This window comes from Variovorax paradoxus, assembly GCF_022009635.1.
Classification (GTDB): Bacteria; Pseudomonadota; Gammaproteobacteria; order Burkholderiales; family Burkholderiaceae_C; genus Variovorax.
In genome coordinates, this window is the sequence record NZ_CP091716.1 from 5,836,170 (window position 1) to 5,849,279 (window position 13,110).

Here is a 13,110-nt window from a genome sequence, read left to right on the forward strand (position 1 = left end):
GACTGGGGTCTTGCCTCGTGGCGCCCGCTACGCCCTTGTGCTAAGCGCGGCGGCGCCGCGTCCCGGCACCCCGGAAAAGCTCAGAACAGCACGCGGCTGCGGATGGTGCCGTTCACCTTGGCCAGCTTCTCCAGCGCCAGATCGGACGAGGCGGCGTCGATGTCCATCACCACGTAGCCGACCTTCTCGTTGGTCTGCAGGTACTGCGAGGCGATGTTGATGTTGTTGTCCGAGAAGATCTTGTTGATCTCGGACAGCACGCCCGGCACGTTCTTGTGGATGTGCAGCAGCCGGTGCTTGCCGTGGTGCGCGGGCAGCGCCACCTCGGGGAAGTTGACCGACGAGATCGAGGTGCCGTTGTCGCTGTACTTGACCAGCTTCTCGGCCACTTCGCCGCCGATGTTGGCCTGCGCCTCCATGGTCGAGCCGCCGACGTGCGGGGTCAGGATCACGTTGTCCAGCCCGCGCAGCGGGGACATGAACTCGTCCTTGTTGCTGCCCGGCTCGACCGGGAACACGTCGATGGCGGCGCCCCAAAGCTTCTTGGCCTTGATGGCATTGGCCAGCGCGTCGATCTCGACCACGGTGCCGCGCGCGGCGTTGATCAGGATGCCGCCCGGCTTCATGGCGGCGATCTCCGCCTCGCCGATCATCCACTTGGTGGAAGGCAGTTCGGGCACGTGCAGGGTCACGATGTCGCTCTGGGCCAGCAGGTCGTTCAGCTTGGGCACCTGGCGGGCATTGCCCAGCGGCAGCTTGCTGACCACGTCGTAGAAGGCCACGTGCATGCCCAGCGCCTCGGCCAGCACGGAAAGCTGGGTGCCGATGGAGCCGTAGCCGACGATGCCCAGCGTCTTGCCGCGGATTTCGTGCGAATTGACGGCCGACTTGAGCCAGCCGCCGCGGTGCGCCAGGGCGTTTTTCTCGGGAATGCCGCGCAGCAGCAGGATCGCCTCGGCCAGCACCAGTTCGGCCACCGAGCGGGTGTTGGAATAGGGAGCGTTGAAAACCGCCACGCCGCGCTCGCGGGCGGCGTCCAGGTCGACCTGGTTGGTGCCGATGCAGAAGCACCCCACCGCCACCAGCTTGGGCGCGGCCGACAGCACGTCGGCCGTGAGCTGGCTTTGCGACCGGATGCCCAGGAAGTGCACGTCGGCCAGCTTGGCCTTGAGCTCTTCGCCCTGCAGGGCCTTGGGCAGGGTCTCGATCTGACTGTAGCCGGCCTGGCGGATCACCTCGAGGGCCGAAGGATGAATGCCCTCAAGAAGAAGGAACTTGATCTTGCTTTTGTCGAGAGAGGTTTTGCTCATCCCCGAAGGCTAGCATGGTGCAGCGCAGCAAGCGGGCGCACCAAACAGGAGCGCGGATGGTCAAAAGGGTTTCCCCGGTTTGAGTGAAATCGCGTTCATGCGAAAACAATCGCCGCGAAACGTTCACATTCGTAACCTAATATCGCGGGTTTCTCAAACCCCTCAGGAGTTTTCTTCATGCGCTTCAAGACGCTCGCCATCGCTTCGGCGCTGGCCACCACGCTGGTGATGCCAGTTCTCGCCCAGGCCCAGACTGAAATCCAGTGGTGGCATTCGATGGATGGCGCCCTGAACGACTGGGTCAACGACCTGGCCAAGCAATTCAACGAAAGCCAGAAGGACTACAAGGTCGTCGCCACCTACAAGGGCGAATACGACCAGTCCATGGCCGCCGGCATTGCCGCCTTCCGCGCCGGCAACGCACCGGACATCCTGCAGGTGTTCGAAGTGGGCACCGCCACCATGATGTACTCCAAGGGCGCCATCAAGCCCGTGGCCGACGTCATGAAGGAAGGCGGCCAGAAGTTCGACCCGAAGGCCTACATTCCCGCCGTGGCCGGCTACTACACGGCCCCCAACGGCCAGATGCTGTCGTTCCCGTTCAACAGCTCGACGACGGTGTTCTATTACAACAAGGACGCCTTCAAGACCGCCGGCCTGGACCCCGAAAAGGCCCCCGCCACCTGGCCTGAAGTCGTTGCGGCCGCCGCCAAGCTCAAGGCCAGCGGCAGCCAGTGCCCGTTCACCACCTCGTGGATGAGCTGGGCCCAGCTCGAGAGCTTCTCGGCATGGCACAACACCTCGTACGCCACCAAGAACAACGGCTTCGGCGGCCTCGACGCGCGCCTGGAATTCAACTCGCCGTTGCATGTTCGCCACTTCGAGAACCTGTCCAACATGGCCAAGCAGGGCCTGTTCGTCTACAAGGGCCGCGCCAGCAAGCCGATCACCTCGTTCACCTCGGGCGAGTGCGCCATGTTCATCGGCTCGTCGGGCAGCTACGCCAGCGTGAAGCGCGATGCCAAGTTCAAGTTCGCCGAGTCGGCACTGCCGTACTACCCGGACGTGCAGGGCGCGCCCCAGAACACCATCGTCGGTGGCGCCAGCCTGTGGGTGATGTCGGGCAAGCCGGCCGCCAACTACAAGGGCGTGGCCGCGTTCTTCTCGTTCCTGTCGAGCCCCAAGGTCCAGTCCGAGAGCCACATGCGCACCGGCTATCTGCCGATCACCATGGCTTCCTATGAGCTGACCGAGAAGACCGGCTTCTACAAGGAAAACCCGGGCACCGACGTGGCCGTGAACCAGATGATCAAGAAGACCACCGACAAGTCGCGCGGCGTGCGCCTGGGCAACCTGCCCCAGATCCGCGCGATCGAAGACGAGGAAACCGAACTGATCTGGACCGGCAAGAAGACCCCGAAGGAAGCCCTGGACAGCGCCGTCAAGCGCGGAAACGAACTTTTGGTGAAATTCCAGGCCGCAAACAAGTAAGCTCTGCACCCGGCGAATCGGCGCGAACGAATGTTCGTTTCGGTTCGTTTTAACATCGCAAGCCAGCCTGCCTCCGTGCAGTGCTGGCTGTTTGCTTATTTAGTGTGTCTGTGACCTGAACGCCCATCCCATGGAAAAACGCGTCCTCTTCCGCTCGAGCTGGTTGCCCTGGGCTTTGCTCGCCCCGCAGCTGATCATCGTCGGCGTCTTCTTCTTCTGGCCCGCCGGCCAGGCGCTGGTGCAGTCGCTGCAGCAGCAGGACGCTTTCGGCAACTCGATCACATGGGTCGGCTTCGACAATTTCGTGGCGCTGTGGAACGACAGCACCTACATGGCGTCGTTCCAGACCACGCTGATCTTCTCGACGCTGGTGACGGTGCTGGGCCTGGCCATCGCGCTGCTGCTGGCCGTGTTTGCCGACCGCGTGGTGCGCGGCTCGAGCTTCTACCGCAGCGTGCTGATCCTGCCGTACGCGGTGGCGCCGGTCGTTACCGGCCTGCTGTGGTCGTTCATGTTCTCGTCGTCGATCGGCATCGTCGCCTACTGGCTCAAGAAAATGGGCTTCAGCTGGAACCACCTGCTCAACGGCGGCGACGCGATGGCGCTGGTCGTGATGGCGGCGGTCTGGAAGCAGATTTCGTACAACTTCCTGTTCTTCCTGGCGGGCCTGCAGTCGATTCCGAAGTCGCTGATCGAGGCCGCGGCCATCGACGGCGCGCGCCCGATGCGCCGTTTCTGGACCATCCAGTTCCCGCTGCTCACCCCCACCACCTTCTTCCTGCTGGTGATCAACATGGTGTATGCCTTTTTCGACACCTTCGCGATCATCGACGCGACCACGCAGGGCGGCCCCGGCAAGGACACCGCCACGCTGGTCTACCGCGTGTACTTCGACGGCTTCCGCGGCATGGACTTCGGCGGCGCTGCCGCGCAGTCGGTGGTGCTGATGGCCATCGTCATCTGCCTCACGGTGCTGCAGTTCCGCTACGTCGAAAAGAAGGTCCAGTACTGATGACCTCCTCTCTCATGCAACTCATTTCCTCGACCACGGAGGCCCGCCATGGTTGAGCGCCGCCCCTCCCTCGGCATCCTCGCGCACGCGATCATGATCTTCGGCGTGCTGCTGGTGGTCTTCCCGATCTACCTGGCCTTCATCGCCTCCACGCACACGCCGCAGGAAATCATGCAGGCGCCGATGCCGATCCTGCCCGGCGCCAACTTCTGGGAAAGCTACAAGGCCGCGCTGACCGGCGGCGGGCGCACCAGCACCAACGTGTCGGTGGCCCGCATGATCTGGGTCAGCTCGGTCATCACCTTCATCATCACCTTCGGCAAGATCAGCATCTCGCTGCTGTCGGCCTTCGCCGTGGTGTACTTCCGCTTCCCGCTGCGCAGCCTGTGCTTCTGGCTGATCTTCATCACGCTGATGCTGCCCGTCGAAGTGCGCATCGGCCCGACTTACCAAGTGGTTGCCAGCCTGGGCATGATCAACACCTTCGCCGGGCTCTCGGTGCCGCTGATCGCCTCGGCCACGGCCACCTTCCTGTTCCGCCAGTTCTTCCTGACGGTGCCCGACGAGCTGGTGGAAGCCGCCCGGGTGGACGGCGCCGGCGCGATGCGCTTCTTCAAGGACATCCTGCTGCCGCTGTCCAAGACCAGCATCGCGGCGCTGTTCGTGATCCAGTTCATCTACGGCTGGAACCAGTATCTCTGGCCGCTGATCGCCGCGACCAGCGAGAACATGTACCCCATCGTGGTCGGCATCAAGGCCATGACCGGCAACGGCGAATCGCCGGTGGACTGGAACGTGGTCATGGCCACCGCCGTCCTGGCCATGCTGCCGCCCGGCCTCGTGGTGGTTCTCATGCAGAAGTGGTTCGTCAAGGGCCTGGTCGATACCGACAAATAAAACGCTGAACGAAAAATGGCTGCTCTCTCTCTACGCAACGTCATCAAGCGCTACGGCCACGGGCCGAAAGCCAACCAGGTCATCCACGGCGTGAGCGCCGAGATCTCCGACCATGAGTTCATCGTGATCGTCGGGCCCTCGGGCTGCGGCAAGTCGACGCTGCTGCGCATGGTGGCCGGCCTCGAGGAAATCTCGGCCGGCGAAATCTCCATCGGCAACCGCGTGGTGAACAACCTCGAGCCCTCGGAACGCGACATCGCGATGGTGTTCCAGAACTACGCGCTCTACCCGCACATGACGGTCTTCGACAACATGGCCTACGGCCTGAAGATCCTGAAGGTGCCGGTGGCCGAGATCAAGACGCGCGTCGACAAGGCCGCCAAGATTCTCGAGCTGGGCCATCTGCTGGCGCGCAAGCCGCGCGAGCTGTCGGGCGGCCAGCGCCAGCGCGTGGCCATGGGCCGCGCCATCGTGCGCCAGCCGCAGGTGTTCCTGTTCGACGAACCGCTGTCGAACCTGGACGCCAAGCTGCGCGCGCAGACCCGCCTCGAAATCCAGAAGCTGCACCGCGAACTCGGCATCACCTCGCTGTTCGTCACGCACGACCAGGTCGAGGCCATGACGCTGGCGCAGCGCATCATCGTGATGAACGGCGGCGTGATGGACCAGTTCGCCACGCCCGAAGAGGTGTACAACCGCCCCGCCACCACCTTCGTGGCGAGCTTCATCGGTTCGCCACCGATGAACCTGCTCAAGCACGCGCCGGGCGTGCGCCCGGGCCAGATCCTGGGCATCCGCCCCGAGCACATGAAGCTCGACGAAAGCGGTTGGACGGTGCAGGTCGAGCAGGTCGAACTGCTGGGCGCCGAGCGCCTGGTGTACGGCCGCATCGGCGACGAGCAGATCATCATGCGCACCGACGAAGGCGACCATCCGCCGGTGACCGGCGACACGGTGAAGATCGCCGCGCGCGAAGACAAGCTGCACTGGTTCGACGCCGGCTCCGGCAAGCGCGTGGACTGATCATGCTCGCCCCCAGGCTGCGCGCACTTCGTGTCGCTTCGCCAACCCCCTACCGGGGGCGACACCAGCGGCCCGGCAAAGCCGGTTCCGCGGTGTCTCGCGAAAAAGCCGGGAGCACACCCGAAAGATGACCATGAATTCCTGGCCCTACCCCCGCTGGGTCGCGCACCGCGGCGCCGGCAAGCTGGCGCCTGAAAACACGCTGGCCGCCTTCAAGCTGGGCGCGTCCCACGGCTACCGCATGTTCGAGTGCGACGCCAAGCTCAGCGCCGACGGCGTGCCCTTCCTCATGCACGACGCCAGGCTCGACCGCACCACCAGCGGACGCGGCATCGGCGGCGAGCAGCCGTGGCATGCGCTGTCGCAGCTGGACGCCGGCAGCTGGCATTCGCGCGGCTACGCGGGCGAGCCGCTGCCGACGCTGGAGAACATCGCGCGCTTCTGCCTGGCCAACGGCCACCTGCTGAACATCGAGATCAAGCCGACACCGGGCGTCGAGCGCGAAACCGGCGAAGTGGTGGCACGCGAGGCCGCGCGCCTGTGGCAGGGCGCGGCCGTGCCGCCGCTGCTCACCTCGTTCCAGGTCGATTCGCTGAAAGGCGCACAGGCTGTTCAGCCCGAGCTGCCGCGCGGGCTGCTGCTCGATTCGCTCTGGAAAGGCTGGCTCGAAGCAGCCCAGCAGCTCGGCTGCGTCGCCATCGTCTGCAACCACGCACTGTGGGACGCGGGCGTGCTCGCGCAGGTGCACGGCGCCGGCATGCGCGCCCTGAGCTACACGGTGAACGACGAATGGGCCGTGCAACGCCTCATCGACCTGGGCACCGACGGCATCATCACCGACCGGGTCGACCTGTTCAGCCCGGCCGGCTGAGGCGCACGTTTCTTACAGGCGCTTACTTCATGGCCGCTTCTATGATGCGGCCATGAAACGGACCTCTCGCCTGGCGAGCTTCTGCCTCGCCACCCTGCTGGCCCTGTCGATGTGCGGCCTGGCGCTCGCGCAGCCCGACGCCAGCATGAACGCGGGCAACGGCAGCAACCCCAACAACAGCGCCAACACCGCCGTCGCCGCGCCCCCCGCGCCCACGGTGGCCGAATTGCGTGCGCAGTTCAACAAGATCACCGCCGCCACCGGCAGCAACGCCGACGACGATCCGCGCAAGCAGCTCGCGCAGATCAGCGACATCGGCGCGCAGGCCGACAAGTTCGTGGCCGCGCGCACCGGCGACCTCGCCGACCTCAACGCTCGGCTCGGCGAGCTCGGCAATCCGCCCGCCGCCGGCGCCACCGAAGACCCCGACATCACGCGCCAGCGCGCGCGCCTGACCAAGGAGCGCAACGCGCTCGACGCCGACATCCGGCTGGCAAAGCTGCTGTCCATCGACGTGCGCCAGCGCGGCGCCGACCTGGTGTCGCAGCGGCGCGAGATGTTCGAGGCCCAGCTCACCGAGCGCGCGGCCTCGCCGCTGACCGGCGAGTTCTGGACCGACCTGCAGGATGCCTGGCCCGACGACCTGGAGCGCCTGCAGGCCATGGGCTCGGTGGTCAACGACGGCTTCGTGCAGGCGCTGGCGCCCGCGTCGCGCACGCTGGTGATCGCGGCGCTGATCGGCGCCCTGCTGCTGGCATGGCTGGGCGTCTGGGGCGCCGAGCACCTGCTCGCGCGGCTCGCGACGCGCGTGCTGCCGGCCGGCCGGCTGCGGCGCTCGCTGCTGGTGATCGCCATCGTGGCAACCCATGTGCTGCTGGTGGCGGTGGCCGCGCACGGCTTCGTCGAAGTGCTCAAGGCCCACGCCACCTGGGATGCGCAGGCGCGCAAGGCCTTGCAATCGGCGGCGCAGGCGCTGACCTTCATGGCCTTCGTCATCGGCCTGGGCCGCGCGCTGCTGGCCACCTCCCGCCCCTCGTGGCGGCTGCCGCCGATTCCCGATGCCACGGCCAGCCGGCTCGCGGCACTGCCCTGGCTGGTGGCGCTGGTGGCGGCGTTGGCCTGGACGCCGGCCGAAATCAACGCGCTGATCGACGCCAGCTTCGCCGCAGTGGTGGCCACGCATGTACTCACGGCGCTGATCCTCACCGCGCTGGTCGGCACGGTGATCTACCGGTTCAAGGCCCTGCGCGCGGACGCGCCCGAGGCCGGCCTGCCCGAGCGGCCGATGTGGGTCGGTTTGCTGGTGGCGCTGATCGGCGCGCTGATGATCGCCATCTGGGTGCTGGTGGCGCTGGGCTACGTGGCGCTGGGCAGCTTCCTGGCCTCGCAGCTCACCTGGACCGGCATCGTGGCGGCGGCCTTCTATGTGCTGTTCAAGTTCGCGGACGACGTGTTCATGGCGGTCGTGTCGTCGCGCAGCACCTTCGGCCAGCGGCTGCAAAAGAGCTTCGGCCTGGCGCCGCAGACGCTGGACCAGGCCGCCACGGTGCTGTCGGGCATCAGCCGCGTGGCGCTGTTCGTCTACATGCTGATCGCGCTGGCCGCGCCGCTAGGCACGTCGCCCGGCGAAGTGTTCCAGCGCAGCGGCAAGCTGGGCACCGGCGTGAAGGTGGGCGAGTTCCAGCTGGTGCCGGGCGCCATATTGAGCGCGCTGACGGTGGCGGTGGTGGGCTTCATCCTGCTGCGGGTGTTCAAGCGCTGGCTCACGCGCAGCTACCTGCCGAATACGCAGTTCGAGCCGGGCATGCAAAGCTCGATCACCACGCTGCTGGGCTATGTCGGCGGCATCCTGGTGGTGGCATTCACGCTGTCGGCGCTGGGCATCGGCATCGAACGCATCGCGTGGGTGGCCAGCGCGCTGTCGGTGGGTATCGGCTTCGGTTTGCAGGCGATCGTGCAGAACTTCATCTCGGGGCTGATCCTGCTGGCGGAGCAGCCGGTGAAGGTGGGCGACTGGGTGGTGCTGGGCACGGCGGAAGGCGACGTGCGGCGCATCAACGTGCGCGCCACCGAGATCCAGCTGGGCGACCGCTCGACGCTGATCGTGCCGAACTCCGAGTTCATCACCAAGACCGTGCGCAACATGACCCTGGCCAACGCCGAGGGCCGCGTGCTGATCCGCCTGCCGATGCCGCTGACCACCGACGCGCAGCGCGTGCGCGAGCTGATCCTGGCGGCCTGCAAGGCGCACGAGGGCGTGCTGGAAACGCCCGCGCCCTCGCTCACGCTCGAGGGCATCGAGAACGGGCTGCTGATCTTCCAGGCCATCGCCTACGTGGCGAGCCCCCGGCTTGCGGGCGGGGTGCGCAGCGACCTGCTGTTCGTGATCCTCGACGAGCTGAAGAAGGCATCCCTGCCGCTGGCGGTGCCGACGATGGTGATGGCCGCCGCCCCCGAGGTGCCGGCGCCGATCGTGCCTTCGTCGCCCGCCTCGCCGATCCCCGGCGTGCAGAGCTGACCGAAGCGCCGCCGCGCCTCCCTCACTCCAGGGGGAGCGCCGTGGTGAACTTGATTTCGTTGAGGCACACGCTCGAGCGCACCGCCGACACCCCGGGCATGTGCATCAGCGTGTGCATCAGGAACTGCGAGAGCGACTCCAGGTCCTGCGCGACCACCTTGAGCACGTAGTCGAAGTCGCCCGTCACCGAATAGCACTCCAGGATCTGCTTCATGTCGGCGATCAGGTCCTGGAACTTGGGCAGCTCGTCGACATGGCCGCGCGCCATGGTCACGTGGATGAAGGCGATCACGCCCAGCCCGACGCGGCGCGCATTCAGCCGCGCGGCATAGCCGTGGACCAGCCCCAGTTCTTCCAGCCGCCGGTGGCGCCGCAGGCACTGGGCAGGCGAAAGGTTCGCCACTTCCGCCAGCTCCAGGTTCGACGCGCGGCCGTTCACCTGGAGGTGCTCCAGAATCCGCCGGTCGATCCGGTCGAGTTCGACATCATGCAATTTCATTTCTCCCAGACCTTTCTGGATGCAATTTTATGGTGCAAAGCGGGGTAAGTCCGGGTCTTTCATGCACCTTAATTGTGCAAAGTACGATCTAGACTCCGAGCGCCGGAGTTGCAGCACGCAATTCCAGCCCCCTGGATTCCCTGCCCCGGCACCCGCCGGCGGCGCACTCAGACGCATCCCTTCCCCATCCGGAGACCCCTACGTGAAAAACGCTTTGCTTCGCACACCCTTCAGCGCAATGGCCCTGGCCCTCGGCATGCTGGCCGCCGCGCCTTCGTTCGCGGCCGACACCAAGTCGGTGGCCGTGACGGCCATCGTGGAGCATCCGGCGCTGGATGCCGTGCGCGACGGCGTGAAGGCCGAACTCAAGGCTTCCGGCTACGAAGAAGGCAAGAACCTCAAGTTCACCTATCAGAGCGCGCAGGGCAACGTGGGCACCGCCGCCCAGATCGCCCGCAAGTACGTGGGCGACGCGCCCGACGTGATCGTCGCCATCGCCACCCCGTCGGCGCAGGCCGTGGTCGCTTCCACCAAGACCATCCCGGTCGTGTACTCGGCCATCACCGACCCGGTGGCCGCCAAGCTGGTGAAGAACTGGGACGCCACCGGCACCAACGTGACGGGCGTGTCCGACCTGTCCCCGCTGGAAAAGCATGTCGCCCTCATCAAGCAGGTGGTGCCCGCCGCCAAGCGCATCGGCGTGATCTACAGCCCCGGCGAAGCCAACTCGGTGGCCATCGTCGAATCGCTCAAGAAGGCCGCCTCGGCCGCCGGCATGACCGTGGCCGAAGCCGCCGCCGCCCGCACGGTGGACGTGCCGACCGCCGCCCAGAGCCTGGTCGGCAAGGCCGACGTGATCTACACGCCCACCGACAACAACGTGGTCTCGGCCTTCGAAGGCATCGTGAAGGTGGCCCAGCAGGCCAAGCTGCCCGTGGTGGCTGCCGACACCGCCACCGTCGAGCGCGGCGCCGTGGCCGCCCTGGGCCTGAACTACAGCGACATCGGCCGCCAGACCGGCAAGATCGTGGTGCGCATCCTCAAGGGCGAGAAGCCCGGCACCATCGCCTCGCAGACCAGCACCAACTTCGAGCTGGTGGTGAACCCCGGCGCGGCCAAGCTGCAGGGCGTGACGCTCTCCGACGAGCTGCTGAAGACGGCGAAGGTCGTGAGCACCAAGTAATCCCTGCGACGGGCCCGCGCCCCGGTTTCATCCACCGGGGCGCGCCCGTTTCCGCCTCGCCGCCTGCCGGAAGCCTCCCCCCATGTCCCTCATCGCCTCGCTGGGCGCCATCGAGATCGGTCTGATATTCGGACTGGTCGCGCTGGGCGTCTTAATGTCGTTCCGCATCATCAACTTTCCCGACCTCACGGTGGACGGCAGCTTTCCGCTGGGCGCCGCCGTGGCCGCGACGCTGATCGTCGCCGGCTGGAACCCGGTGGCCGCCACCGCGGTGGCCTGCGTGGCCGGCGCCGTCTCGGGCTGGGTCACGGCCTGGCTCAACGTGAAGCTGAAGATCATGCAGTTGCTCGCGAGCATCCTGGTGATGATCGCGCTGTACTCCATCAACCTGCGCGTGATGGGCAAGCCCAACGTGGCGCTCATCACCGAACCCACGGTGTTCAGCATGGTCGACTTCGGCGGCATGCCGGAGCAGTGGGCCAAGCCGCTCTTGCTGCTGCTGATCGTGATCATCGCCAAGATCGTGGTCGACATGTTCTTCGCCTCCGAAGCCGGCCTGGCGATGCGCGCCACCGGCGGCAACGCGCGCATGGCGCGGGCCCAGGGCATTTCGACCGACTTCCACACCATGGCGGGCCTGGCGCTGTCGAACGCGCTGGTGGCGCTGGCAGGCGCGCTGTTCGCGCAGAGCCAGGGCACGGCCGACATCTCGATGGGCGTGGGCACGATCGTGATCGGCCTGGCCGCGGTGATCATCGGCGAGACGCTGATGCCCGCGCGCAGCATGGTCATCACCACGCTGGCATGCATCATCGGTGCTCTGCTCTACCGCTTCTTCATCGCGATGGCGCTGAACACCGACTTCATGGGCCTGCAGGCGCAAGACCTGAACCTGGTCACCGCCGTGCTGGTGGCCTTCGCGCTGCTGGTGCCGGCCTACAAGCGCAAGCTGGGCGCGCTTTTCAAGGGGAAGAACTGATGCTGCGCGCCCAACAACTCGAAATGACCTTCAACCCGGGCACGCCGATCGAGAACCGCGTGCTGCGCGGGCTCAGCCTGGAAATTCCCACCGGCCAGTTCGTCACCGTGATCGGCTCGAACGGCGCGGGCAAGTCGACCTTCCTGAATGCGGTGAGCGGCGACCTGATCGTCGACAAGGGCAGCATCGAGATCGACGGCAAGGACGTGACCCGCATGAACGCCTGGCAGCGCTCGGGCATGGTGGCCCGCGTGTTCCAGGACCCGATGGCCGGCACCTGCGAGGCGCTGACCATCGAGGAAAACATGGCGCTGGCCTGGAAGCGCGGCGAGCGGCGGGCCTTCGGCTTCGCGCTGAACCGCAACCTGCGAGAGCTGTTCCGCGAGAAGCTGTCGATCCTGAAGCTGGGGCTGGAAAACCGGCTGGCCGACCGCATCGGGCTGCTGTCGGGCGGCCAGCGGCAGGCGGTGAGCCTGCTGATGGCATCGCTCAAGCCCTCGCGCATCCTGCTGCTGGACGAGCACACCGCCGCGCTGGACCCGAAGACCGCCGCCTTCGTGCTGGAACTCACGGCCAAGATCGTCGAGGCCGGCCAGCTGACCGCGATGATGGTGACGCACAGCATGCGCCAGGCGCTGGACTACGGCTCGCGCACGGTGATGCTGCACGAGGGCCAGGTGATCCTCGACGTGGCCGGGCCGCAGCGCGCCGGGCTCGACGTGCCCGACCTGCTGCGCATGTTCGAGCAGACCCGCGGCGAGAAACTGGACGACGACAAGCTGCTGCTGTCCTGATGCAGTCCTCGAGCCCTCTCCTGCCGCTCGTGCGCGCGATGCGCGCCGGCGACCTCGACGCCGTGCTCGCGATCCAGCTCGCCTGCTACGGCGCGGGCTTCGTGGAAGATGGCGAGCTGATCGCAAGGCGGCTCGCGGCCGCGCCGCACACGGGCTGGGTCGCCGAGCACGGCGGCGGCGTGCGGGCCTATCTGGCGGGCTATCCGTCGATGGCCGGCAAGCTGACGCCGCTGCACGGCGAGTTCGAAGTGGCCGCGCAGGCCGATTCGCTCTATCTGCACGACCTGGCGGTGCACCCCGATGCGTCGGGGCTGGGCCTCGGCCCGCGGCTGGTGCGCCACGCCTGGGCGCATGCGGCGCAGGCCGGATGGCGGCATTCGACGCTGGTGTCGGTGCAGTCGTCGGTCGGTTTCTGGGAGCGCCAGGGCTATGCGACAACGCAGCCCGATGGCGCCGAGCAGCAGGCCCGGCTGGCCACCTACCCCGGCCGGTCGATCTACATGATCCGCCGGCTGGACGCGGCCTGAGCGGCT

At 66.7% G+C, this 13,110-nt stretch carries 12 protein-coding genes; 10 read left to right on the forward strand and 2 right to left on the reverse strand.

Annotated elements, in window-relative coordinates; genetic code table 11:
• Window positions 1-80: 80 nt before the first annotated feature.
• Window positions 81-1,310 carry a phosphoglycerate dehydrogenase gene (gene serA / locus L3V85_RS27135; protein WP_237675759.1) on the reverse strand — a complete coding sequence of 410 codons (1,230 nt, stop codon included), beginning with the start codon at window positions 1,308-1,310 and terminating at the stop codon, window positions 81-83.
• A gap of 177 nt (window positions 1,311-1,487) precedes the next feature.
• Here serA and ugpB point away from each other — a divergent pair, with 177 nt between their 5' ends.
• The 6 genes from ugpB (at window position 1,488) to L3V85_RS27165 (ending at window position 9,122) form a co-directional block, all read left to right on the forward strand.
• Entirely contained in the window at window positions 1,488-2,801 is a 1,314-nt protein-coding gene (gene ugpB, locus L3V85_RS27140) for a sn-glycerol-3-phosphate ABC transporter substrate-binding protein UgpB (RefSeq protein ID WP_237675760.1), read from the forward strand.
• Window positions 2,802-2,931: 130 nt separating this feature from the next.
• A complete protein-coding gene (ugpA, locus tag L3V85_RS27145; RefSeq protein WP_237675761.1) occupies window positions 2,932-3,813 on the forward strand; it encodes a sn-glycerol-3-phosphate ABC transporter permease UgpA in 882 nt (293 codons plus the stop codon).
• A 48-nt stretch (window positions 3,814-3,861) separates the two neighbouring features.
• Window positions 3,862-4,710: a sn-glycerol-3-phosphate ABC transporter permease UgpE gene (gene ugpE, locus L3V85_RS27150; RefSeq protein WP_237675762.1), complete on the forward strand. Its 849-nt coding sequence runs from the start codon at window positions 3,862-3,864 to the stop codon at window positions 4,708-4,710.
• A 15-nt stretch (window positions 4,711-4,725) separates the two neighbouring features.
• Complete coding sequence (gene ugpC, locus L3V85_RS27155) at window positions 4,726-5,733, forward strand: sn-glycerol-3-phosphate ABC transporter ATP-binding protein UgpC (protein ID WP_237675763.1); 1,008 nt, start codon at window positions 4,726-4,728, stop codon at window positions 5,731-5,733.
• 127 nt (window positions 5,734-5,860) lie between these two features.
• Window positions 5,861-6,604 carry a glycerophosphodiester phosphodiesterase gene (gene ugpQ / locus L3V85_RS27160; protein ID WP_237675764.1) on the forward strand — a complete coding sequence of 248 codons (744 nt, stop codon included), beginning with the start codon at window positions 5,861-5,863 and terminating at the stop codon, window positions 6,602-6,604.
• A 52-nt stretch (window positions 6,605-6,656) separates the two neighbouring features.
• Window positions 6,657-9,122, forward strand: coding sequence for a DUF3772 domain-containing protein (locus L3V85_RS27165; protein WP_237675765.1), 2,466 nt, complete (start codon window positions 6,657-6,659; stop codon window positions 9,120-9,122).
• 22 nt (window positions 9,123-9,144) lie between these two features.
• Here L3V85_RS27165 and L3V85_RS27170 read toward each other — a convergent pair whose 3' ends face one another.
• Window positions 9,145-9,615 carry an Lrp/AsnC family transcriptional regulator gene (locus tag L3V85_RS27170; protein WP_237680659.1) on the reverse strand — a complete coding sequence of 157 codons (471 nt, stop codon included), beginning with the start codon at window positions 9,613-9,615 and terminating at the stop codon, window positions 9,145-9,147.
• Between the two features lie 244 nt (window positions 9,616-9,859).
• On the opposite strand from L3V85_RS27170, the gene L3V85_RS27175 reads away from it, so the two are divergent.
• The 4 genes from L3V85_RS27175 to L3V85_RS27190 all read left to right on the forward strand — a co-directional run bounded on the left by L3V85_RS27175 (window position 9,860) and on the right by L3V85_RS27190 (window position 13,104).
• The gene (locus L3V85_RS27175) at window positions 9,860-10,804 is read left to right on the forward strand and encodes an ABC transporter substrate-binding protein (RefSeq protein WP_237675766.1); all 945 of its coding nucleotides are present in this window, start codon (window positions 9,860-9,862) and stop codon (window positions 10,802-10,804) included.
• An 82-nt stretch (window positions 10,805-10,886) separates the two neighbouring features.
• On the forward strand, window positions 10,887-11,783 hold the full coding sequence (locus L3V85_RS27180; protein ID WP_237675767.1) for an ABC transporter permease: 897 nt from the start codon (window positions 10,887-10,889) through the stop codon (window positions 11,781-11,783).
• On the forward strand, window positions 11,783-12,577 hold the full coding sequence (locus L3V85_RS27185; protein WP_237675768.1) for an ABC transporter ATP-binding protein: 795 nt from the start codon (window positions 11,783-11,785) through the stop codon (window positions 12,575-12,577). Before L3V85_RS27180 ends, L3V85_RS27185 begins: the two co-directional genes overlap by 1 nt.
• On the forward strand, window positions 12,577-13,104 hold the full coding sequence (locus L3V85_RS27190) for a GNAT family N-acetyltransferase (RefSeq protein ID WP_237675769.1): 528 nt from the start codon (window positions 12,577-12,579) through the stop codon (window positions 13,102-13,104). Before L3V85_RS27185 ends, L3V85_RS27190 begins: the two co-directional genes overlap by 1 nt.
• The last annotated feature ends 6 nt before the right edge of the window (window positions 13,105-13,110 follow it).